Here is a 22022-nt window from a genome sequence, read left to right as displayed (position 1 = left end):
CGGCTTCGCTGCCGAGAGCCTCGGGCTGAACGGACCGGCAATCTTCGACGCGTGTTGAAGGGGGGACATTAACCCCGATCCGTGGCATGCCTGCACGAAACAGGTATGTATACGCTGACTTTATGGGTGGAGCTGTGCTCTTTCAAGCTCGACCAAAACGCCGGCCACAGCCGATGCTGCGGGCTGGCTTCTCGTTCACCCACGCCGACTTCGTGCTGACGGGCATTCAGATGTCCGACATGGATGGACGAACCCACCGCGGCCTCCCGCTGCCGACGCTCGCCGGCTACGCCAGGCACTTCCCGTACACCGATCCGGGCCCCGCATGGTCCGCTGCTCGACGCGCTGCTCACCGACATCCGCGGGCTCGTCGCCGTCGTCCGCAACGTGATCGTGCACTACGGGTCGACCTGGGTGCAGTTCGACGACGCGCACCTGCGGGAGACCGACAACCGGTGGGTGCGCCGCTCCGTGGCATCGTGGACTGCGACCAGCGGCGGCACCCCGGCCCGTTGCGCCGGGCCCGCCCCGAGCGCCGGCGGGCCGCCGCGCTGCTGCTCGCCGGGCGGGTCAGGTGCATGTCCGGTCCACGACCGGCCGGACGACCTCGGTGAACCTTGCCCTGTCGGTCATTTGAATAGGCCGACACATCGGACGTTCCGGCCGCCTGTTACGGCATTGTTTCGCATTCGCGGCAGACAATGCTTGGCCACCGGTTGAACGCCATTAGGATGAATGCGAATCACCCGAAAGTATGACTGTGCGGCGAATTCCAGCGATGTTGCCCAGTATTGACGGACGCAAGTTTCGACACCATACTTCGATTCTTCGCACCCGTCACAGAGGTGAATGGTGGAATTGATGCTGACGGTTCCGTTACGCGTGGACCGGCACCACCCGTTCTTCTTCGACCACCCGGTCGACCATCTACCCGGCAATCTGCTGGTCGCCGGTCTGCTCGGGCTCGCCGACGACGTCACCGGGGGCGCATTGCGGCGACCGGACCGGCGGCTGCGGCTCGCATTCGCATTCCCGGCGTTCGGCGAGCTCGAAGGGGCCGTCGAGCTGCACTGCGACCAGACTGGTGACACCCTCGACCTCACCGCCACCCAGTCCGTCGGCGACACCGTCCGGGACATCTGCCGCGGCACCGTCACCGTGTTGCCCGGGCCGGCCCTTCCGGCGGCCGGGCCGGCCGCCGGGCCCGGGCGAAGCGGGACCGCGACGCTCACCGCCCCCGCCGAGCCGAGGCTCGTGCACCGGGCCGACCTGAGCACCGTCATGCTGGGTGCGCCCACCGAGACGCCGTCCGGTGAGGTTACCTGCGCCGTGCTGCGCTGCCCGACCCTCGCAGCGCCCGGCGACCTGCGGGAGCCGATCGAGGTGATCGAGGCGGCCCGGCAGTTGGTGCTCATGCTCGGCCACATCGCCAACGGTCACCCGTACGGCGTCCATGTCGTCTGGATCGACCTGGCCGCCGACATCCCGGCCGCTCCTCCCGCCGACCTGCCGCTGCGGGTGAGCTGGCGCCGGCCGGCCGGGAAGTCCCGGCCGCGGACCGCGTTCGACATGGGCCTGCATGCCGGGACGACCGATCTCGGCACCGTCCGGATCGTCACCCACACGATGTCGCCGGCCGCCTACCGGAAGGTGAGGTCCGCGTGAGGTTCGATGGGCTGTGGCCGGCGAGCGTCGGCACCCACATCCCGCCCGCCCGCACGGTCGCCGAGCCGGAAATGCGCTGGCGGTACGCGACGAACGCCGGCACCGCGGCGGTGCTGAGCAACCGGGGCGGGTTCGCGCGCGTCCGCAGCATCGTCAACCGCTCGTCGTCGGACCTGGAGGAGATGGCCAACGGCATCGGCATCGCGGCGGGCGACGCCGTCCTGAAGATCCCGCACCGACCGGAGTGGACCGCATGAGAGCCGCACCCTGGATCATCTTCGTCGCCGCGTTCGGGCTCCTCGCCGGTGGCGCATACGTGCACCGCGACGACCCGGCCGCGCTCGTCGTCATCGGCCTGTATGCGCTGTGGCTGCTCGTGGAGGCCCCGGTCGCGCTGCGGGCCACCAACGCGCCGCAGGACGCGTGGACGATCGTGCCCTACGGCGCGGCCCGGCTCGCCACCATCGGCTGCTGCCTACTGGTGCCGGGGGAGCGCCCCGCCTGGTTCTGGGCGTCGGCGGCGCTGCTCGTCGGCGGCGTCGTCCTGCGGGAGATCGCGATCCGCACCCTGGGCCGGTTCTACTCCCACCACGTGGTGCGCCGCAGCGACCAGGTCGCCGTCACCCACGGGCCGTATCGCATGGTGCGGCACCCCGCCTACGCCGGCATGATCCTGGCCCACCTCGGTCTCGTCGGGTGCTTCCCCGGCCCCGCCGCGGTCCTGGCGCTCTGCGCCCTCGTCGCGGCCATCGTGTGGCGGCTGCGGGTGGAGGAACAGGTGCTGTGGGACATGCCCGGCTACCGTGACTACGCCGTGGGCCGCAAACGCCTGGTCCCGGGCGTGTGGTGATGGACGTCGCCGAGGTGCTCGCCACCACCCGGTCGGTGCGCCGCCGGCTCGACCTGACCCGTCCGGTCGACCTCGCCGACGTCCGCGCCTGCCTGGAGTTGGCCGTGCAGGCGCCGACCGGAGCGGGCCGGCAGCACTGGCGGTGGCTGGTCGTCACCGACCCGGCGCTGCGTTCCGCGATCGGCAAGGTGTACCGGGCGGCCTTCGAGCAGCGGTACCCACCGGACGTCACCGACCCACGGGTCCCGCCCCGGGACCTGGCCAGCGCCCGGCACCTCGCCGAGCATCTCGGGCAGGTCCCCGTCCTGGTCGTGCCGTGCCTTTCGCTGCCGGACGGTCTCGGCACCGGCAACCAGGCCGGCATCTGGGGGTCGCTGCTGCCGGCCGCGTGGAGCTACATGCTCGCCGCACGCGCCCGCGGCCTCGCCACCGCGTGGACCGCCGTGCACCTGGACCGGGAGGCCGAGGTCGCCGAGCTGCTCCGGCTGCCCGCCGGCGTCCGGCAGGGCGCGCTGATCCCGACCGCGCACCCGATCGGCAGCGACTTCCGTCCCGCGCGGCGCGGCCCGCTGGACAGTGTCATCCACATCGACGGCTGGAACGAGAAATGACGATCACGACCGTCACGGATGTCGCCGACCCGGCGCTCGTCGGGCACAAGTTCGCCCGCCTGCACCGGATGCGGGCCGCCGGGTTCCCGGTGCCGGACCTGGTCACCGTCCCGGCGAACGTGTTCGACGCGGCGTGGCGGGACGTCGACCCCGGCGACGGCCCCGACCGGTGGGCCAGGGCGGCGGCCGCGCTGCGGGCCGCGCCGGTGCCGGACGGCATTCTCGCCGAGGTTCGCGCCCGGTTCGGCTCCGACGCGGTGTTCGCCGTCCGGGCCTGCGCCGTCGCGTCCACAGTGGACGGCAAGGACGGTGAGGACGGTGCCGACCCGTTCGCCGGGATGAGCGACAGCTTCCTCTACGTGCCCGCCGACCGGGTCGCGGACCGGATCGCGGCCTGCTGGGCGTCGGCGTTCACCGCTCGGGCAGTGGCCTACCGGGAGCTTCGCGGCCTCGACCCGGCCCGGACCCGGATCGCGGTCGGCGTGCAGCTGATGGTGCCCGGCACCCGCTCGTTCGTGGCGTTCACCCGCGACCCCCGCGACGGCGCCCGGCGCACCGTCATCGCCGCCGCGCACGGCATCGGCGAGGGCGTCGTGCAGGAGAAGGCCGACGTCGACCACTTCCACGTCACCGGCACGACCGTGACCGCAGACCTGGTCCGCAAGGAACGCATGGTCGGCCCGCCCGCACCCGGCACCGACGAGCTCGCGCTGCTGCCCGTCCCGGCCGGCCTCGCCGACGCGCCGGTGCTCGACGACCGCACCGCCCGCGCCGTCGCCGCCCTCGCCGCCAGGGCCGAGACGTTCTTCGGCGGCCCGCAGGACGTCGAGGGCACCATAACCGCCGACGGCACCCTGCACCTGGTCCAGGCCCGGCCGATGGTGATGCCCGCCGGCCCGCCGGTGTACTGGGCCAACCACAACATCACCGAGAGCTACCCGGGAATCTCCGGCGCGCTCACCTTCTCCCAGGCACAGGAGTTCTACCGGCGCGCATTCGGCGACCTGTATCACCGCATGGGCGTGCCGGCCCGCACCGTCGACGCCAACCGGCACCACCTGGAGCAGCTCGTCGCGCACCTCGACGGCCGGATCTACTACCGCCTCGGCGCCTGGCACGCCCTGCACGGCCAGATGCCGGTGTTCGACCTGGTGCGCGACGTGTGGCAGGACGGCATGGGCGTCACCGGCGAGGCCCGCCCGCCCGTCACCCGGCCCCGCCGGCGGGCGTGGCTCGCGCTGCCCGGCACGCTCCTGCGGGCCACCCGCCACCCCCGCCAGGCCACCAATTTTCTTCGCTGGTGGGACGGCGTCATGGCGGACACGGGCGACCTGTCCGGGCGCACCCCGCACCAGCTCGTCGCCGCCTACCGCGAGCTGTGGGCGGCGATGAGCGTCCGCTGGGGCGTCACCCTCACCAACTCCATCTACGGGCTGCTCGCCGTCAAGGCCCTGATGCGCCTGCTCGACCGATGGGCGGACGGCGCGAAGGGCCTGCTCACCGGCCTGCTGGCCGGCGGTCCCGCCAACCGGTCGCTGCAGTCGGTCCGCGCCGCCGTCGCTCTCGCCGAGCTCGTCGCCGCCGACCCGGGGCTGCGCGCGGCCGTCGAGTCCGGCGAACGCCCCCGCGAGGTGTGGCACGACATCAGCACCGGCCAGCACGGCACGCCGCTGGCCGAGGCGGCCGCCGACTATCTGCGCCGCTACAGTGACCGCGCCCTGCACGACCTCAAGCTCGAACAGTCGACCCCGCGCCAGCAGCCGTGGACCCTGTTGGAGCTGCTGCGTCCGTACATCACCCAGGGCCGCACGGTCGAAGCCCTGCTCCAGGCGGAGCAGCGGGCCGCCCACCAGGCCGCCGAGGAGCTCGCCGCGCGCTGCCCCGGCCGGTTGCGCCGCACCGTCCTGCGCACCCTGTCCCGCTACGTGCGGTTCACCGCCCGGGTTCGCGAGGACACCCGGTTCTGCCGCACGCAGCTCTACGGGCTCTCTCGCGACATCCTCTGGCGGCTCGGCGGCGACCTGCACGCCACCGGTCACCTCGACGACCCGCTCGACATCCGCGACCTCACCGTCGCCGAGGTCCTCGGCGCCTACGACGGCACGCTGCCGTGCGCCGCGCTGCGCGACCTCGCCGCCGCCCGGCGCCGCGAACGGCTCCTCGCCGAGACCCGCCCCGGCCGGCCCGGCCTCCTGCGCACCCCGGCCACCGGGCCGCTCGCCGACACGCTACCCGGCGCCGTGGCGGTGACCACCGTCCGGGCCGCCGACGCCGCCGGGGTGCTCACCGGGCTCGGCTCCGCGCCCGGCGTCGTGCGGGCCCCGGCCCGGCTGGTGCTCGACCCGTCCGTGCCACCGGAGACGTGCCGCGACGCGATCCTCGTCGCCCGCGAGACCGACCCCGGCTGGCTGTTCCTGATGATGGCGGCGAAAGGGCTCGTCGTGGAGCGCGGCACGCTGCTGTCCCACACCGCGATCACCGGGCGGCTGCTCGGCGTGCCGACGGTCGTCGCCGTGCAGGGTGCCACCAGCCGCATCCCCGAGGGTGCCCTGATCGAGCTCGACGGCACCGCCGGGACCGTACGCATCCTCGCCGAGGTGGACCCGTCATGACCCGGTTCCCGTTCGAGAGCCGCCCCGGCGTCGCTCTCGACCCCGAGCAGGCGGCGCTGTTCCGGCGCTCGGCCCTCGTCCCGGTCCGCATCTTCGGCAACCATCCAGCGCTGCTCGTCACCGGCCACGCCGACGTGCGCACGGTGCTGTCCGACCCGCGGTTCAGCCGACAGCAGTGGCACGGCGGCACCATGTTCGCCCGCAGTGCCGACACCCTCGCCCTGGCCACCACCGACGCGCCGCTGCACACCCGCCGCCGCCGGAGCGTACAGGCGGCGTTCACCCACCGGGCCGCCGAGGCAGACCGGCCGTGGATCGAGCGGATCGCCGAGGACCTGCTCGACGCGGTCGCCGCGAAGCCCGGACCGGTCGACCTGGTCGCGACGTACCTGCGACCGTTGCCCTACCTCGTCGTCGGCCGCATCATGGGCACGCCGGACGGTGACGTCGACCAGTTGGTCGCGTGGACCGACGTGATGATGTCCGCGGGCCGCTGCGAGCCGGACGAGGTCACCGCGGCGACGGCCGCCATGCACGGCTACTTCCGCGACCGGCTGGACACCGGGTTCCTGGCGACACTAGCCCCGGCGCTCAGCGAGCAGGAGATCGTCGTCATGGCCGCCGGTCTCGTCATGGCCGGTGGGGACGCCACCGCGAGCCACCTGAGCAGCTGCGTACACCACCTGCTGCACGACGACGAGCTGCGCCGCACCCTGATCGCGCGGCCTGACCTGATCCCCGCCGCGGTCGAGGAACTGCTGCGCTGGGTGTGGTTCGCCGGCACGGGCGGGCAGCCGCACGTCCTGCTCGCCGACGCGGAGCTCGCGGGGGTGCCGCTGCCTGCCGGGCAGGTCGTCATCCCGCTCACCGACGCGGCCAACCGCGACCCAGCGGTCTTTTCGGACCCGGACGAGTTCCGCCTCGACCGGCCCGCCAACCCGCACCTGGGTTTCGGTCACGGCCGGCACATGTGTGTCGGCGCCCCGCATGCCAGGGTCGAGCTGCGCACCGCGATCGGCGCGCTGCTGCGCCGCTTCCCGGACCTGCACGCCGCGCCGGACCCGAACGGTCCCGCGTGGCGGGACAAGATGTTCCTGCGCGGCCTGTGGCGCCTGCCGGTGCACCTGCGATGAGGGCGTTCATCCGCGGCAGCTACCCGCTGGTGCCGTCGGTGCTGTTCGCGGTCTGCTGGGCCTACGGCGTCACCGGCCTGTTCGCCCTCACCGGCCCGCCCGGTGGCCCGTGGCGGCCGGGGCTGGGGACCGCTGTCGCGGCGCTCACGATCGCCCTCGACATGCTGCTCATGCGCATCGTCGACGACATCCGCGACCTGCCCTACGACCGCGTACACAACCCGGACCGCCCGCTCGCCGCCGGTGCCGTCACCGGGTCGTCGTTATTGCGCTGGTACGCCGTGATCGCCGCGCTCCTGGTGCTGCTGAACCTGTTCGACCGCTGGGCGGCGCTTGTCATCGCGGTCCAGCTGGCCTATGCGCTGCTGTTGCTGCTCCCCGGCCCGGATCCGGGGCGGCTGGTGCTGACGCTACTGCTGAGCTGCCCCGTGCAACTGCTGCTGCACCTCTACCTGTACGTCATCCACCTCCGCACGACCGGCGGCGGCTTCGACCCGTCGTTCTGGCGTGCGCTCGCCGTGGTCGTCCTCGCGACGCTGCACCTGGAGGTGGCCAAGAAGATCACCCGCGCGCCGCGACCCGGGGAACGCACCTACGTCACCACCTTCGGCCTGCCCGGCACCGTCGCCGTCGCCCTGCTGAGCGCCGCCGGCGCCACGATAGTCCTGGCCCTGACGGCCCGGCAGACCCAGCCCCTGTGGCTTGCGCTGACGCTGCTACCGCTCGCCCTCCCGACCCTGGCGTGGTGGCGTTTCCGCCGCGCGGACCGCTGGGATGCGCGACTGGCCGGCTACTTCCTCCTGGCCTCGTTCGCCTCCTGGGCGGTGACCGCGATGCTGTGACCGCGGTCCGGCATGCTCGGCGTCCGGTCCCGCGTGCAGCTCAGGAACATCATCCACGAGCAGGACACCGCCCTGACGGCGTCCGACCTGTAGTGCGTCGGCCCGGGATCGGTGGACATCGGCGGCCGTCATATCGTGTGTCGGCAATGGCGAGCCTGAAGGATCGACGGCTGTGGGGGTACCGGATGGTGGATGTTGCCGAGGTGGTCGGCGCGGTGGAGGACGACCTGACCGCGCTCCTGGCGAGGCTGCGGGCCAGCGGCGACGTCGCCGACGAGGCCATGGCCGAGTTCCTCGGCAGCTTCCTGGGCAACCTGGCCGCGCGCGGCTCGACCGGTGCGGTGAACGTGATGATCCGGCTGCCGCTGCTCGTGCACGCCGCTGAGACCGGCGATCCGGCGGGCGGCCGACCGGCGGCGGTCGTCCACCTGCTCTGGTGGGCCGCCGCCCGCTACCTCGACGACCTGGCCGACGGCGGTCCGGAGATCCGGGCCGACCCGGCGCGGTTCAACGCGGGGATCCTGGCGGCGTTGGGCGTCGGCAGCCACCTGCCGATCAGGCTCGTCGGCGAGGTCGGCGTGCCGGACGCCACGAAGGTCGCGGCCCTGGCTGAGCTGTCCCGCGGATGGCTCGACGGTATCAGCGGCCAACTGCTGGACTACTCCGCCCGGCCTGCCGGCGCGACGGTCGCGTCGGTGCTGGCGAGCTACGCGGGCAAGACCGGTGCGCCGTACGCCATGGCCACCGCGATGGCGGCCTGCCTGGCCGGTGCCGACCCGGGCAGGGTCGACCGCTGGCGCGACGTCGGCCGGCGGTTCGGGGTCCTCCGGCAGCTGACCAATGACCAGCGCGACCTGGTCACCGGTCGGGACGAGGACATCCGCAACGGCGCTGCCACGTTTCTGGTGATGCTGTTGCTGGACGGGGTGCCCGCAGCGCAACGGTCGGCGCTGCTGGCGCTGTATGCCTCGGCGGCGACGTCGGCGGCGGCCCGGGCCGAGTTCAAGATGCGGCTGACGGCCCCCGAGAACCTGCGCAGCTACCACGGCCGGGTCGACGGGATGCTCGCCGAGGTGCACGGGGCGTTGCACACGCTCGGCGGTGCGCAACCGTACACTGCGGCGCTGCACGCGCTCATCGACGAGGCGATGCTGGCGTTCCCACTGCCGGCTGCCGGCTGAACCGGACGGGTCGACCCGGACGCCTGACCTGATCGCATAGCAGTGCAGCAAGACCTGCCGCAGCATCTCCACCGCGGGAAGCCGCGCCAGTCATTGCGGCGCGCCCTGCGCGTACACCGCACGCAGCAGGGTGAACGGTCCAGTCGGCCACGTCCGGCGGATAGCGGCGGTGTTGTGGCCGTCGGCTACGATGCGGGGCTCCGCTGGTGAACAGGAGACCGTCGATGGGCGTTGTGACGGGGCCACGTGCGCGAATGCCGCTGGTGATTGCGGTGATCGTCGGTCTGATAGCCGTCGTGGTGACGTACGTGGTGCTCCGTCGCGACCCCGGTGAGGCGGGCGCCGACAGGCGAGCCGGCTGTGAACCCGTCGAGGTCAGTTCGTCGACCGAGAAGGCCGACCTGATGATCGAGTTGGCGCGCCGGTACAACGCCTCCGACACGCTGTACGGCGGCAAGCGATGCGCGTCGGTGACCGTGCACCGGCTCACCTCCGGCGCGGCGGCGGAGGCGCTTGGCTCCGGCTGGGATGAACAGCGCGACGGTGGGCCGGCACCGCAGGTGTGGACGCCCACCGCATCGCTGTGGCTCCAGTTGGCCCGCCACCGGGAGACCGCCGGCGGCAAGCAGGTGGTGCCAGCGGCCGGCACGCAGATGCCGTCGATCGCGCAGAGCCCGTTGGTCATCTCGATGCCGAAGCCGATGGCCGAGGCGTTCGGCTGGCCGAACCGCGAGTTCGGGTGGAGCGACGTGCTGGCGCTGGCGTCCGATCCGCAGGGGTGGGGCCGGTACGGCCATCCCGAGTGGGGGCGCTTCTCCTTCGGTAAGGACAACCCGCACCGGTCCACGTCCGGCCTGGCCGCGACGGTGGCCACGTACTACGCGGCGACCGGCCTGTCCCGCGAACTGACGGCGGCCGACCTCACCCAGCCCAATGTGATCAACTTCGTTCGCGGGGTCGAAGCCGGCGTCCTGCACTACACCGACGATGCGGTGAAGTTCCTCGCCAACTTGGCCGAAGCCGACGCCAAGGGCGCCGCGATGTCGTACGTGAGCGCCGTCGTGCATCAGGAGCAGCTCACCTACCTCTACAACAAGGGCAACACCACCGGCGACCCGAAGGTGAAAGGCAAGGCGCCCACGGTGCCGCTCGTGCCGATGGTGCCGCGGGACGGCACGCTGATGCTCGACCACCCGTACGTGGTGCTGCCTTCGGCCAGTGACGCACAACGGGAAGCGGCCGCGGACTTCCTCGCGTTCCTGCAGCGACCAGCCCAGCAGGCCGCGTTCGCGGCGATGGGCTTCCGCGACCACCGGGGCAACGCCGGCCCCGAATTGGCGCAGACCCTGCAGATCCCGGCCGGGCAGAAGCTCAGCCTGATCCAGTCACCCGTCGGCGAGATCCTGGACAAGATCCTCGCCGGCTGGGACGACCTGCGGAAGAAGGCGAGGGTGCTGCTCGTCCTCGACGTCTCGGGCTCGATGAAGGAGGAGGCGGCCGGTGACATCAGCAAGCTGGAAGCCGCGAAGAACGCGGCAATCGCGAGCCTCGAGCTGCTGCATCCCGACGACGAGGTGGCACTGTGGACGTTCTCGGGGCAGCGACCAAACGGTGCGCAGCCCTACACCGAGCGGCTGCCGATGTCGCGCATCCGTGACGCGAAGCAGCGACTCACCGGCATCATCCGGGCGCTGAGCGCCGATGGCGGCACGGCTTTGTACCACACGACCCGGGCCGCCGACCTGTACATGCGGGAACGGCTGGACGCCGACCGCATCAACGCAGTCGTGCTGCTCACCGATGGGCGCAACGAGTATCCGGCCGACAACGACCGGGTGAAGCTGCTCCGTGACCTGGACGGGTCACGCCTGGAGAACTCGGTTCGGATCTTCGGTATCGCCTTCGGCGAGGAGGCCGACCTGGACACGCTCGAACAGATCGCGAAAGTGTCGCGGGCAGCCGCCTACGACGCGCGCGACCCGGCCAGCGTCGACAAGATATTCAGCTCGGTGCTGAGTAATTTCTAGCGGGCAACGTCTGACAACCGCGTCTTCAACGGTCGAACACGATACCGAGGGCCACCCGCACCGTATGCACGATCACGGTGACCACGGCTCCCGCAGTCAGCACGGCCGCCGTGCTCGCACCGGCAAGGCTGCCACTCATGCCACTCAGGGCACCGAGCAGCACGGCCGCTACCACACTCCACGGATCGGTGAGGTGACGGCGGATCGATCGCCCCCGCCCCGGTTCGACGGCCTCGTCGACGCGCGACGCGCGGGCTGCCGTCGTCGAGGCCGGCGACAGCTGCAGGACCTGCTGCGGCGAGCCCTGCGGCACGGGTGGCGGGCCGGTGGCCGTTCCACGCGCCTGCGCAACGGTCTCCTCCGACCCGGCACCGACGGGCGGCCTCATCGTGACGCCCGTCGGCGTGCGCTCCTCGCACGCGTCGAGCAGGATCAGTGAACCCTCCGCCACCACGAGCTCGGGCTGCTCGAGAACCGTCGGCGGTATCCCGAACGCGCGGTGCAGCAGCGTCGCAACGAGTGGGACGCGGCTCGACCCGCCGACGAGGAAGATGCCACCGACGTCTGACAGCCCGATGCCCGCGCTGCGCACCGCGGTGCGGGTGACCGCGACCGTCCGCGCGATGACCGGTTCGGCGAGCTGCTCAAACTCGTCCCGGCTCACCGGAACGGCGTCGTCCAGGACCGGTAGGTGCACCAGCGTCTGCGAACGCCGGCTCAACGACTCCTTGGCCAGCCGAACGTCCTCCCACAGCTGCCACCGGGCACGGCGGTCGGCGGCGGTGGCCGGTCGCTGCAACCGGTCCCAAGCGTCCGGGGCCCGCTGCGCGATCAGCCGGCCCAGGTGCTCCACCAACGCGGCGTCCAGGTCCAGGCCGCCCACCTCGGGCAGTCCTTCACTGGCCAGTACCGTCAGCGCTCCTGCGGGGCCGCGCCGAACCACACCGGCGTCGAACGTGCCTGCCCCGAAGTCGTACACCACCGCGCACTGACCCGCGCCGACCCGGCCGATCTGGCCGAGGAAGTAGGCGGCGGCAGCGATCGGCTCCGACACGAGTATCGGGTCCGGCAGGCCGGCGCGGACGGCCGCAGCGGTCAACCGGCTCAACCGCGACGTGCCCCAGGTCTCCGGATGCGTGACCACGACACGATCCGGGAGCTGGCCGGCGACCTGCCGCGCCTCCGACGCCACACGTCCCAGCACGGCGGCGACCAGGTCGACCACGTCGGTCTCGTAGCCGCCGAGCAGGACGATCCCGTCTGCCATCCGTCGCTTCGGGTTGGGCTCGTATCGATCCGGATGCACCCGCGCCGACCGCACGGCTTCGGCACCGGACAACACGTCGCCGGGGCCTTCCAGGAGTACCGCCGACGGCAGCAACGGTGACCCGTCGAAGAGCAGGGGACGTGCTTCACCGCCGCCGCGACGCACCATGGCCACGGTGTTGAAGGTGCCGAAGTCAATCCCGAGCAGCACGCCGTGAGCCATCGTTGCAGCGTACGCGGCCCCCGCATTTCCGTCCCGCCTTGATCGGTGCGTCTTGGTGACCACACTCTCCGGCAGCTCGCGGAGCAGGACGTGACCAGTTGCCCAGCCAGCCATGATGCCTGCGACCGAATGGCGGGCCTGGTCGTGCTCGCGGACGTGGCCGTGGGCGCCCACGCAGCCGCCGAGCAGCTGCTGCGGCTCGCGGTCGGCGTCATCGGCATGCTCGCCGTCGCGGTGATCGCCCACGCCGTGCTGCATCATCCCGCTCGCCCTGTGGGTCAGCGGCCTGTACGACTGGATCCGCACGATCCGCGAGGGCTGAGCGCGCTCAGGTCCGGCGGCGCCGGGTCAGCAGCAGGATCAGCCCGGCCAGCAGCAGCACCCCGACCCAGACCGCGCCGATGGTCAGCATTCGGATTATCGCATCGCCGAGGACGTTGGGGAACGTGTGGCTGCCCACCTCGTCGTCGGGGGCCCCCTGCACGCCCGAGAGCAGCGGGTTGGCGGCGACCGGCGCCACGTCGGCGGTGAGCGCCTTGACCAGGTTCAGCCGGCCGTACCCGTACTCGGGGTCGCGCCCGGGCGCGCCCGCGTCGTCGGCCGTGGCGATGAGCCGCTGGACGACGTCCTTCACCGGAAGCTGCGGGTACTTCGCCCGGATCAGCGCGGCCGCCCCGGACACGATCGCGGCCGCGTTGCTGGTGCTGTTGGTGGACTCGTGGTAGCCGATGACGCGGCCGCCGCCGGCGGCGGAGGCCAGCGGGATGTCCACGCCCGGCGCGGCGAGCACCGTCTGCGGCCCGTGCAGCGCCCCGTCCCACACCTTGCCGTCGCGGTTCACGGCGGTGACCGCCAGCACGCCCGGGATGCTGGCCGGATCGAGGACGGCGGTGCGGTCGGGGAACTCCTTGGCGTTGCCGGTCGAGGCGACGACGAGCACGTCGTGGTCCAGCGCGTACCGCACGGCCTCCCAGCTGCCGGTCTCGAGGTAGCCGCCCGTCGAGATATTGATCAACTTCGCGCCGTGGTCAACGGCCCACCGGATGGCATCCGGGATGCGCGTCCAGGTGCCGGGCGCCGGGGCGCTGCCGGTCATGGTGCGCACCGAGAGGACCTTGGCCTTGGGTGCGATGCCGAGCAGGTGGTCGGCGTTGCCCCCCTTGGCGGCGATGAGACCGGCCATGCCCGAGCCGTGGCCCGAGTCGTCGACCAGGCTGTTGTCGTCGCTGAGGTAGGAGATGCCGGCGAGCGCCTGCCCGTCGAGGTCGGGGTGCTCGCCGATGCCGCTGTCGACGACGGCCACGACGACGCCCTCGCCCTGAGTGATCTTCTGCGCGGCGGCGACGTCCAGCGTGGTGAGGTACCACTGACGGTCCCGCATGGTCTGCGCGGAGGCCGCCGGCGCGGCCACCACCGGGGTCGCCGCCATCACGGCGAGGGCCGCGGCCAATGCCACCGGGCGCAGCACACGCATCATCGATCTCCCATCGCTATCGGGGCGCGCCGAACAGCTGCTGCTCCATCGGCGTCGTCGCCAGCCTCGCAACCGAAGTCTGACATTCACAGACTTCGGTGATACCCGACGCGTAGCGTGAGCGACTGAGTGTCACCCGCATCGACAACGACTCCTTTCGTCTTGGCTGAGTTGGCCGCCTCGTGGGGCGAGGCACCGCAGGTGGTGCTGGAAACGGAATGTCCCCTGAAGAGGGGAGCACGTGAATGGAGGAGTGCAGCGGGCTGCGAGATCGAAATACCACCGATGTATGCGGCGGATATCCAGCTGAGATCCGCCCCAGGTGCGTTCAGTGGGCAGCAGGGCCACCATTCATCCGATGAAAGTGTTGACAACTCGGCAAGCTTCTTGCAACAGTCGTTCTCAACGACGGCGGTAACTGTCTCGCACCCACCTTGCAGAACGCCGTTACAGCAGGTGCGTCGGCGCGCTCCTCCAGCAATGTGAAGGAGTCCGCCGATGCCAGCCCGTGCCGGTCCCGCCGCCGGCCATCTCACCATCCACGTGCTCGCCGTGTCCGCCGCGCTGACCGCACCTCGATGGATGTACGCAGCCGTTGGTCGGCTGGGCGGCGATCGTCGTGGGCAACGCGCCGTCCGCCGATGCGCACACCGCGATCAACGCCGCCGAGTGGCAGCAGGTCGAGCTGGCCCGACCTCAACGGCACCACATCGGTGGTCACGAACACCCCCACGCCCCGCCCCTGTCGACCCCCGGCAGGATGCGCCAGCCACCGGCACCGCCGCCACCCGGAACATCTGGCGGGGCATCAGTCGCCTACGTTAGGGAGACGTCAGATTGAGACGACTCATTGCCGCGCTCACCGGCGCCGTGCTCGTCGCCGGTGGGCTCGCCCTCGTCACCACCATGAACACCGAAGCCGTCGCCGCGGCCAACCCGGCGCTCGCCCTCTGGTACAACCGGCCGGCCGCTGACTGGGAGACCGAGTCCCTGCCGATCGGCAACGGCGCGCTGGCCACCAGCGTGTTCGGCGGCATCCAGTCCGAGCACCTGCAGTACAACGAGAAAACGCTGTGGACCGGCGGCCCCGGCGACGGCAACTACAACAACGGCAACTGGAGCCCGGCGCGACCGACCGCGATCGACGAGGTCCAGGCGCTGATCGACCAGAACCAGCGGGTGGCGCCGGCCACCGTGGCCAGCCGGCTGGGCGGTCCGCGAGCCGGCTACGGCGGATACCAGAACTTCGGCGACGTGTACCTCGACTTCACCGGTACCCCGGCATCCGTCAGCAACTACCGGCGCGAACTGGACCTCGCCGAGGCGACCGCCCGCGTGACGTACGACCACAGTGGCGTGTCGTTCAAGCGGGAGTATATCGCCAGCTACCCCCGCAACGTCATCGTCTCCAGGCTGACCGCGAGCCAGGCCGGCCGGGTGTCGTTCGTGCTGCGGCACGTCTCGCCGCACGGCGGCGCGACCCACACCGTGTCCGGGGACCGGATGACCGTCCGCGGCACGCTGCAGAACAACGGCATGACGTACGAGTCGCAGTTCCGGGTCCTGATCAGCGGCGGCACGCTGACCGGCAGCGGCAGCCAGATCACGGTCTCCGGCGCGACCAGCGCGACGATCGTCTTCTCCGCCGGCACCAACTATGCCCCGACCTACCCGAGCTACCGGGGCACCGACCCGCACAACAGGATCACGCAGGCCGTCGACGGCGCCGCCGGGCAGTCCTGGGAGGCGCTGTGGAACCAGCACACCGCCGACTACAAGGCGCTGTTCGACCGGGTCGCGCTCAACATCGGCGGGCAGATGCCCAACATCCCGACCGACACGCTGCGCTCGCAGTACACCGGCGGCAGCAGCGCCGCCGACCGTGCACTGGAGACACTGTTCTTCCAGTACGGCAGATACCTGCTGATCGCGTCGTCGCGGGCGGGATCGCTGCCGGCGAACCTGCAGGGCGGCTGGAACAACACCAACAGTCCACCGTGGTCGGCCGACTACCACGTCAACATCAACCTGCAGATGAACTACTGGCCCGCGGAGATGACCAACCTCGGCGAGACCACCGCACCGCTGTTCGACTTCATCGACTCGCTCCGCGCACCCGGCCGGGTCACAGCACAGTCGATGTTCAACGCACCCGGCTGGGTCGTGCACGACGAGACCACACCCTTCGGGTACACCGGTGTGCACGACTGGCCGACGTCGTTCTGGTTCCCGGAAGCGGCGGCGTGGCTGTGCCAGCACCTGTACGACCACTACCGGTTCACGCAGGACACCACGTTCCTGCGCGACCGCGCGTACCCGGCCATGAAGGAGGTCGCCCAGTTCTGGGTGTCCACGCTGCACACCGACCCGCGTGACGGCAAGCTCGTCGTGTCGCCCAGCTACTCGCCGGAGAACGGCGAGTTCACCGCCGGCGCGTCGATGTCCGAGCAGATCGTCTGGGAGCTGCTGACCAACACTATCGAGGCAAGCGCCGCGCTGGGACTCGACCCGTCCCTGCGCACCCAGTGGCAGAACACCCTCAACGCCCTCGACCCCGGCCTGCGGATCGGCTCCTGGGGGCAGCTGCAGGAGTGGAAAGGCGACTGGGACAACCAGGGCGACACGCACCGGCACGTCTCCCACCTGTTCGCGCTGCACCCCGGCCGGCAGATCTCCCCGCTGACCAACGCCAACTTCGCCAACGCCGCCCGGGTCTCGCTCAACGCCCGCGGCGACGGCGGCACCGGCTGGAGCAAGGCCTGGAAAATCAACTTCTGGGCACGGCTCCGCGACGGCGCGCGGTCGCACAAGCTGCTCCGGGAACAGCTCACCGGCAGCACGCTCGCGAACCTGTGGGACACCCACCCGCCGTTCCAGATCGACGGCAACTTCGGCGCGACGTCCGGCATGACCGAGATGCTGCTGCAGAGCCAGCTCGGCATCATCGACGTCCTGCCCGCGCTGCCACCGGCCTGGGCCAACGGCTCCGTCACCGGCCTGCGGGCACGCGGCAACGCCACCGTCGACGTCGTCTGGGCCAACTCGGCCGCCAACCGGATCACGATCACCGCAGGCAGCACCGGCAACCTGACCGTCCGCAACCAGCTCGTCGCCACCGCCGACGTCATCGACCTGTCGACCGGCCAGGCCGTACCGGTGACCCGCAACGGACCGCAGGTGACCTTCGCGGCCGTGGCCGGGCGGCAGTACCGGATCGGCAGCGGCGGCGGGGACACGTCGCCACCGACCGCACCCGGCAACCTCCGGTCGACCGGCTCCACGTCCGACAGCGTCGCGCTCGCCTGGGACGCGTCGTCGGACAACGTCGGCGTCACCGGTTATGAGATCCTGCGGGGCGGTGCGTCCGCCGGCACCACGACCGGCACCACGTTCACGTCGACCGGCCTGGCGCCGAACACGACCTACACCTTCCAGGTCGTCGCCCGCGACGCGGCGGGTAACCGGTCCGCACCGTCGAACACGCTGACCGTGACGACGACCGGTACCCCGACGGTGAACCTGGCGTTGAACCGGCCCGCGACCGCGGACAGTCAGTGCGCGGCGACGGAGGCGCCGGGGAAGGCCGTCAATGGGACGGTGAACGGCGGCAACGCTGACAAATGGTGCTCGCTGGGTGCGACAAAGTGGTGGCAGGTCGATCTGGGCTCGAGCCAGTCGGTGAGCCGGGTCGTGATCCGGCACGCCGGTGCCGGTGGGGAGAACACGGCGTGGAACACCCGTGACTTCGACCTCCAGGTGAGCGCGGACGGTACGACGTGGACGACGGTCGCGTCACCGCGCGGGAACACGTCCAACGTCACCACCTCCACGTTCACCGCGACGAGCGCCCGGTATCTGCGGCTGAACGTGCTGGCTCCGACCAGTAACACCGACACCGCCGCCCGCATTTACGAGTTCGAGGCCTACACCAGCTGACCCGTAGAAGGTCCCCTGCCGTTGCCTTCCGTGCCCGGCAGGGGACCTTCTCGCGCCTAACGAGTCGGCGGCACTCGCGGGTGGCCGGCGGCTCTTGGCCTGCGGCTCCTGTCTGCATGGTGCTGAGTGGTGCCTGAATTGGCAGCGCGACGTCTTCGTGTATGACATCGTGATACGGCGAGATGGTGTTGGAGCGGGAGTACTTGTGGACAGACGAGGGCCTAGCGGTCGCCCGTCGTCGCAAGGTTTCCCTCGAGGAGGTCGATCAGGCACTGCATGCTCCGCCGGGCCTTCGGTTCGAGCGTCGGATCGGTGACCTGCTGCTCGTTGTGATGGGGATGGCCGGTAGCGCCCGGGTCGTCGCGGTCATCTGTGAGTAGATGTATCGCACCACGACCTGTCGGATTTTGAGCGTGAAGGCGTTGGCTGGTGCGGAGTTGGATGAGTGGCGGAGGCGAGTGCTGTGAGTGGTCCTGACTTCGAGCGGATGTCCAAGGATGAGGTTGTCGCCTGGTTCGATGCCTCGGATGACGTCTCGCCGCTGCTGTCCGCGGTAGCGCCCGTGTCGGATGGAGTGGTCTCCCCGGCCGTGGACGGGCCGATGGCGATGATCAGCATCCGGCTGTCGGTCGCGATGGTTGAGGAGTTGGACGGTCTTGCGGAGGTGCAGCAGGCGCGCCGCTCGGACGTCATCCGGGAGGCGCTGGTGTCCTACATCAGGGAGCGGACGGCGCCGGTAGGACCTGACGACGCGGTGCAAGCGCTCGAGGTCCTGCGGAAGGTCGTCGCCGGTCGGTTCGGCAATCAGGCCGAGGCGGCGTGAGCGCAGCTCTTCTGACACCGACCCCTTACCCGGGCGGTTCATGCTTCTGGCGACCTGGGAGAACGTGCTTGAGTGCCTTTTCGGCTTCCTGGGGACCAGATCGGCTCGTATAGCTCACCTTGACCCAAGCAGTGGCAGGCCGGCAAGCTGGCCGCTGCGCCCCGCTCAGGGCACGTCGAAGCCCCGGACATCCTCAACACGCGGAGCCGGGGCCTTCACCGAATCGGTGACTCTGCGTCTGCGAACCATCTGCCGACGCTGCACCGAGTGCGACCCGGACGCGTACCCCCACACGGCGGGAGACGCTCCGGCGGTGCGCCGAAGGCGAGTCTGCCCAGCATGTGCGGCGAGCGCGAATGGAGCCAGGTTCCCTGGGGGTGGCCAGAATGCCTCATGATGATGGCGTGATCCCACCGCCACCAGCCCCTGACGCTGTGCTGTTCCGTAGCTCCGCGGGCCGGGTCGTCGCGGTGTGTGCCGGCACGGCCTTCTTCGTCTGGTTGTCTATCTCGGGGTTCCACGTCGGGCTGACCGCGCTGCTCGGCGGGTCGGCCGGCCGCGCCGTCGACTCCGCCGTTCTTCCACAGTTTTGGCTTTACCCCGTCATGACCGTCAGCGTGGTGCTCGGGATGCGGATCCGTAACCCGCATTGGGTCCGGCTGTCCGCCGTCGGCGTGGAAATCGGTACGACCTATGCCCAGGCAGTCCTGATCCCGTGGTCGGGCGTGGAATCGGCGACGGTCCGCGGCCGGTCTGTCCTTGCCTTTCTCGACATCGTCCCCCACTCGGCGGCGATGATCTCGCTACAGGACGGAAAAGGCAGGCTGCCCCCGATGCGCAGGCGCGGCGGGCGGTGGGGCTATCCCGTGGGGGCCGGGTTCTTTCCAGGCGGCCCCGGCGAGGTGATGGCCGCGCTGCGCGCCCGGGGTGTCCCGGATGCCCGCCCGTACGCGCCGGTGGTTGGCTCCCGCTGACCCACCACGGGCGCCTCCGGCGTGCAGGGCCTCCGGCCCTGCGTTTTCGCCAGCCGGACCGCATCGATCAACCACGCCGCTGACCCGGCCGAGCGAGGCCGGGTCAGCGTGGCGCGTGGTTATTCGTGCACGGGTGCGGGCTCGGCTGGTATGGGTGCCCGTACTCCCTTGAACAGCAGCCACCCGCCTGCGATCACCTCAAAGAAGAAGGCCGGTAGGTAGTGGATCATCACGCCCCCGGCAGTGTCCTCAGCGCCGGAGAGAACGATGGTGGCGAGGTTGCCTGCCGCCATTACGACATACGCCAGAACTCCCCAGGCGGACAGGGCGCGGGGAATGTAGTTCGACGTGAACAACAGATAGGCGAACACGCCATTTCCCAACGCGAGGAAGACAAGCCCGAGGTTGAAACCTGCGGTATGCGCGCCGACGTACGTGTTCGCCAATGCCTGTAGTTGGTCCGGGCTGAGCGCTCCTGCGGTGTCGGAGCCGCTCAGGACCGACGATGCCGTGAGGAAACTGAGCCCGTTCATGGCCATGATGGTCGACTGCGCAGTTCGCCGCAGCAGGGCGAGCAGGGCAAGGCCCGGATTCACCTTCTTGAGCAGCACGTAGAAGGCCACGGCCATCACGATGTCGGCGGCGAAGATGAGGACGTCGGCGGCGATGCCGATGCGGAACAGCTGTTCTGATGCCACGATGTTGCGTGCCGTCGCCGCGGCATCGCCGGCAACGATTATCTGGCCGGGCACATAGGCCTGGGAGAAGAATCCTGCCGCCATCAGGAGCAGTAGTACGAGTTCACGCGGGACGTCGAGCATGGCACGACAGGCAATCACGTGGAGTCCTCGGGGCAGATGGTGTCTTGTGGTGAGAACTCATCTACCGGGACTCCATCCCATCTCCACCACCGTCCTATATGGACGGTATGCCCGTGTCACCGCAGGCCCGACTCACGCACACTTCTTTGGTGAGCTCACCTCAATGGGTCGGGTGTCGGGCTGGTGCAGCCATAGCGCCGTGATCACGGTGGGCAGGGCTAGAAACATACCGATCAGATGGGCCGCCCACGCCCACGGAGGAAGGCCAGCCCCGTCGACCATCCGTGCCCGGTCGGCGAGCAACGCGCCGCCGCATGGGATGAACAACAACCCCATCGCAACCGCGCCCACCCATAGCAGGGCCCTCGAACGACGGATGGCGGCCGCCGTCAAAACGATCGTCACTGCAGCTGGCACTCCCAACCACACGCTCGCCTGGCCCCAGTCGACACCCTGCGGGCCGGAGCTGATGCTCCGTAAGTCAGCGTCCACCAGGGCCCAGCTCCAACTGGCCGCGATGTTGGCCAGGCTGAGAAACGCACCCGCGAACATGAACCACACGGCTCGCATCGCGAAAGCATAATCACCTCCGGTCACATGCGCGCGGTGCGCCGAACACGGTCGGCCAGCGGACGGTTCACCGCCCGGCTCCAGCCCGCCAGGAACACAGATAGGCGCCATCGCCGCACCGTTCCAGGTTTGAGCATTGATGCCTACGTCGCTGAGATCACCTCATTCACCCCGCTGGTCGGGAGCATGGTGATGTGCGACCGTGACCGGACGGGGTCAATCAAGCTGGCCTCGCCGGCTGCAGCCGAGGGTCAGACACGGAACGACCTCGCGTCACAGGGGGCTCCCAGAGTGATCAGGGCGCTAGCTGCATATCCTCCATCGCTATCAGGCATAGTGCCGAACATAGGCCACTTTAGATAGAACTCGGCTCGGCCCTCTCTTGAGGCCGAGCCGCTCTTTATCCTCCGGCCAACCGATGCTGTATGCCTGCTCGTGTAGGCTCCCAAGCTCAATTACAATGGTTCTGCATGATCGGCGCCGTGTCCTTGATCGATCTTCCGGTGCTCGGCGCCGATCCTTCGATCGATTACGCGACGTAGCATCGGCCAGATCGTGCCTAGAAAAAGTACATCAACGAGAAGCATCAAGCTAACTTCGGCCGCCAGATGGGCTGGATCGGCCATGATCTCGACGTAATGATGCAGGAACTCATTCAAGGCGGCCACCTGACTGATTCAGGCCGAAGGCTCGATTGCAGCCCATTAGACGGCAGTCTAGATGAAACTGGTATTCATAACCAAATTCGCATCATTGCAACGTCGGCTTGGCCGCGGCGGCGCCCTCACCGGTGCCAGGTTCTCGTGATGGCCCGCTTAAATGACAAGCTCAGAGCTTGAGTTGCTCCACCGATCGACGTTCGCGCCCTGGCCCTTGGTTGGGCAGGCAGGCCGGGGGCGTGTCGTTTCTGTCGGCCTTGGCGTCGCTGACTCTGGTGCGGGCGTCGGGGGCTTGCCTGCCGTGGAGGCGCCAGCCGAAGCGGCAGGGCGCGAAGCGACGCCTTGAAGCAGAACG

17 protein-coding genes are annotated in these 22022 nt (G+C 70.1%); 12 read left to right on the top strand and 5 right to left on the bottom strand.

Features of this window, described 5'->3' with window-relative positions; all coding sequences use genetic code 11:
* Nucleotides 1-861 precede the first annotated feature (861 nt).
* The 9 genes from Dfulv_RS35470 (at nt 862) to Dfulv_RS35430 (ending at nt 10921) form a co-directional block, all read left to right on the top strand.
* The gene (locus Dfulv_RS35470) at nt 862-1665 is read left to right on the top strand and encodes an AfsA-related hotdog domain-containing protein (protein WP_259858194.1); all 804 of its coding nucleotides are present in this window, start codon (nt 862-864) and stop codon (nt 1663-1665) included.
* On the top strand, nt 1662-1922 hold the full coding sequence (locus Dfulv_RS35465; RefSeq protein WP_259858193.1) for a hypothetical protein: 261 nt from the start codon (nt 1662-1664) through the stop codon (nt 1920-1922). Before Dfulv_RS35470 ends, Dfulv_RS35465 begins: the two co-directional genes overlap by 4 nt.
* Nucleotides 1919-2515: a methyltransferase family protein gene (locus Dfulv_RS35460; RefSeq protein WP_259858192.1), complete on the top strand. Its 597-nt coding sequence runs from the start codon at nt 1919-1921 to the stop codon at nt 2513-2515. The genes Dfulv_RS35465 and Dfulv_RS35460 overlap by 4 nt, the downstream gene beginning before the upstream one ends.
* Entirely contained in the window at nt 2515-3126 is a 612-nt protein-coding gene (locus Dfulv_RS35455; RefSeq protein ID WP_259858191.1) for a nitroreductase family protein, read from the top strand. Before Dfulv_RS35460 ends, Dfulv_RS35455 begins: the two co-directional genes overlap by 1 nt.
* Nucleotides 3123-5738, top strand: coding sequence for a PEP/pyruvate-binding domain-containing protein (locus Dfulv_RS35450; RefSeq protein ID WP_259858190.1), 2616 nt, complete (start codon nt 3123-3125; stop codon nt 5736-5738). The genes Dfulv_RS35455 and Dfulv_RS35450 overlap by 4 nt, the downstream gene beginning before the upstream one ends.
* Nucleotides 5735-6871 (top strand): cytochrome P450, encoded by a 1137-nt coding sequence (locus Dfulv_RS35445; protein WP_259858189.1) that lies wholly within the window; start codon nt 5735-5737, stop codon nt 6869-6871. Before Dfulv_RS35450 ends, Dfulv_RS35445 begins: the two co-directional genes overlap by 4 nt.
* The gene (locus Dfulv_RS35440) at nt 6868-7713 is read left to right on the top strand and encodes a UbiA prenyltransferase family protein (RefSeq protein ID WP_259858188.1); all 846 of its coding nucleotides are present in this window, start codon (nt 6868-6870) and stop codon (nt 7711-7713) included. The genes Dfulv_RS35445 and Dfulv_RS35440 overlap by 4 nt, the downstream gene beginning before the upstream one ends.
* A 146-nt stretch (nt 7714-7859) precedes the next feature.
* Nucleotides 7860-8894, top strand: a complete 1035-nt coding sequence (locus Dfulv_RS35435; protein ID WP_259858187.1) for a polyprenyl synthetase family protein — start codon at nt 7860-7862, stop codon at nt 8892-8894.
* A gap of 254 nt (nt 8895-9148) precedes the next feature.
* The gene (locus Dfulv_RS35430) at nt 9149-10921 is read left to right on the top strand and encodes a substrate-binding and VWA domain-containing protein (RefSeq protein ID WP_259858186.1); all 1773 of its coding nucleotides are present in this window, start codon (nt 9149-9151) and stop codon (nt 10919-10921) included.
* 25 nt (nt 10922-10946) lie between these two features.
* Here the strand turns inward: Dfulv_RS35430 and Dfulv_RS35425 are convergent, their stop codons facing one another.
* Together Dfulv_RS35425 and Dfulv_RS35420 are read right to left on the bottom strand one after the other, a co-directional pair.
* Entirely contained in the window at nt 10947-12656 is a 1710-nt protein-coding gene (locus Dfulv_RS35425) for an Hsp70 family protein (RefSeq protein ID WP_259858185.1), read from the bottom strand.
* An 82-nt stretch (nt 12657-12738) separates the two neighbouring features.
* Nucleotides 12739-13887, bottom strand: a complete 1149-nt coding sequence (locus Dfulv_RS35420; RefSeq protein WP_259858184.1) for a S8 family serine peptidase — start codon at nt 13885-13887, stop codon at nt 12739-12741.
* 834 nt (nt 13888-14721) lie between these two features.
* Between Dfulv_RS35420 and Dfulv_RS35415 the strand changes: the two genes are divergently transcribed.
* The 3 genes from Dfulv_RS35415 (at nt 14722) to Dfulv_RS35405 (ending at nt 19617) form a co-directional block, all read left to right on the top strand.
* On the top strand, nt 14722-17820 hold the full coding sequence (locus Dfulv_RS35415; protein ID WP_259858183.1) for a glycosyl hydrolase family 95 catalytic domain-containing protein: 3099 nt from the start codon (nt 14722-14724) through the stop codon (nt 17818-17820).
* A 445-nt stretch (nt 17821-18265) separates the two neighbouring features.
* Entirely contained in the window at nt 18266-18643 is a 378-nt protein-coding gene (locus Dfulv_RS35410; RefSeq protein WP_259858182.1) for a ribbon-helix-helix domain-containing protein, read from the top strand.
* Nucleotides 18644-19077: 434 nt separating this feature from the next.
* Nucleotides 19078-19617, top strand: a complete 540-nt coding sequence (locus Dfulv_RS35405; RefSeq protein ID WP_259858181.1) for a hypothetical protein — start codon at nt 19078-19080, stop codon at nt 19615-19617.
* 119 nt (nt 19618-19736) lie between these two features.
* Here Dfulv_RS35405 and Dfulv_RS35400 read toward each other — a convergent pair whose 3' ends face one another.
* From Dfulv_RS35400 to Dfulv_RS35390, 3 genes are all read right to left on the bottom strand, one after another.
* Nucleotides 19737-20438: a DUF4386 domain-containing protein gene (locus Dfulv_RS35400; RefSeq protein WP_259858180.1), complete on the bottom strand. Its 702-nt coding sequence runs from the start codon at nt 20436-20438 to the stop codon at nt 19737-19739.
* Between the two features lie 132 nt (nt 20439-20570).
* Entirely contained in the window at nt 20571-21008 is a 438-nt protein-coding gene (locus tag Dfulv_RS35395; RefSeq protein ID WP_259858179.1) for a hypothetical protein, read from the bottom strand.
* 455 nt (nt 21009-21463) lie between these two features.
* Entirely contained in the window at nt 21464-21667 is a 204-nt protein-coding gene (locus Dfulv_RS35390; RefSeq protein ID WP_259858178.1) for a hypothetical protein, read from the bottom strand.
* Nucleotides 21668-22022: the final 355 nt, after the last annotated feature.

This window comes from Dactylosporangium fulvum (assembly GCF_025137375.1).
In the GTDB taxonomy this organism is placed as follows: domain Bacteria; phylum Actinomycetota; class Actinomycetes; order Mycobacteriales; family Micromonosporaceae; genus Dactylosporangium; species Dactylosporangium fulvum.
Note: the sequence above shows the minus strand (reverse complement) of the source record. Positions and strands in the feature narration are given on the sequence as shown.

Bases quoted from the DNA above. Each gene is read 5' to 3' on its own strand.
- Dfulv_RS35395 (WP_259858179.1), bottom strand. From the start codon at position 21,008: ATGCGAGCCGTGTGGTTCATGTTCGCGGGTGCGTTTCTCAGCCTGGCC.
- Dfulv_RS35430 (WP_259858186.1), top strand. From the start codon at position 9,149: ATGCCGCTGGTGATTGCGGTGATCGTCGGTCTGATAGCCGTCGTGGTG.
- Dfulv_RS35400 (WP_259858180.1), bottom strand. From the start codon at position 20,438: ATGCTCGACGTCCCGCGTGAACTCGTACTACTGCTCCTGATGGCGGCA.
- Dfulv_RS35440 (WP_259858188.1), top strand. From the start codon at position 6,868: ATGAGGGCGTTCATCCGCGGCAGCTACCCGCTGGTGCCGTCGGTGCTG.
- Dfulv_RS35420 (WP_259858184.1), bottom strand. From the start codon at position 13,887: ATGATGCGTGTGCTGCGCCCGGTGGCATTGGCCGCGGCCCTCGCCGTG.
- Dfulv_RS35450 (WP_259858190.1), top strand. From the start codon at position 3,123: ATGACGATCACGACCGTCACGGATGTCGCCGACCCGGCGCTCGTCGGG.
- Dfulv_RS35455 (WP_259858191.1), top strand. From the start codon at position 2,515: ATGGACGTCGCCGAGGTGCTCGCCACCACCCGGTCGGTGCGCCGCCGG.
- Dfulv_RS35435 (WP_259858187.1), top strand. From the start codon at position 7,860: ATGGCGAGCCTGAAGGATCGACGGCTGTGGGGGTACCGGATGGTGGAT.
- Dfulv_RS35445 (WP_259858189.1), top strand. From the start codon at position 5,735: ATGACCCGGTTCCCGTTCGAGAGCCGCCCCGGCGTCGCTCTCGACCCC.
- Dfulv_RS35470 (WP_259858194.1), top strand. From the start codon at position 862: ATGCTGACGGTTCCGTTACGCGTGGACCGGCACCACCCGTTCTTCTTC.
- Dfulv_RS35460 (WP_259858192.1), top strand. From the start codon at position 1,919: ATGAGAGCCGCACCCTGGATCATCTTCGTCGCCGCGTTCGGGCTCCTC.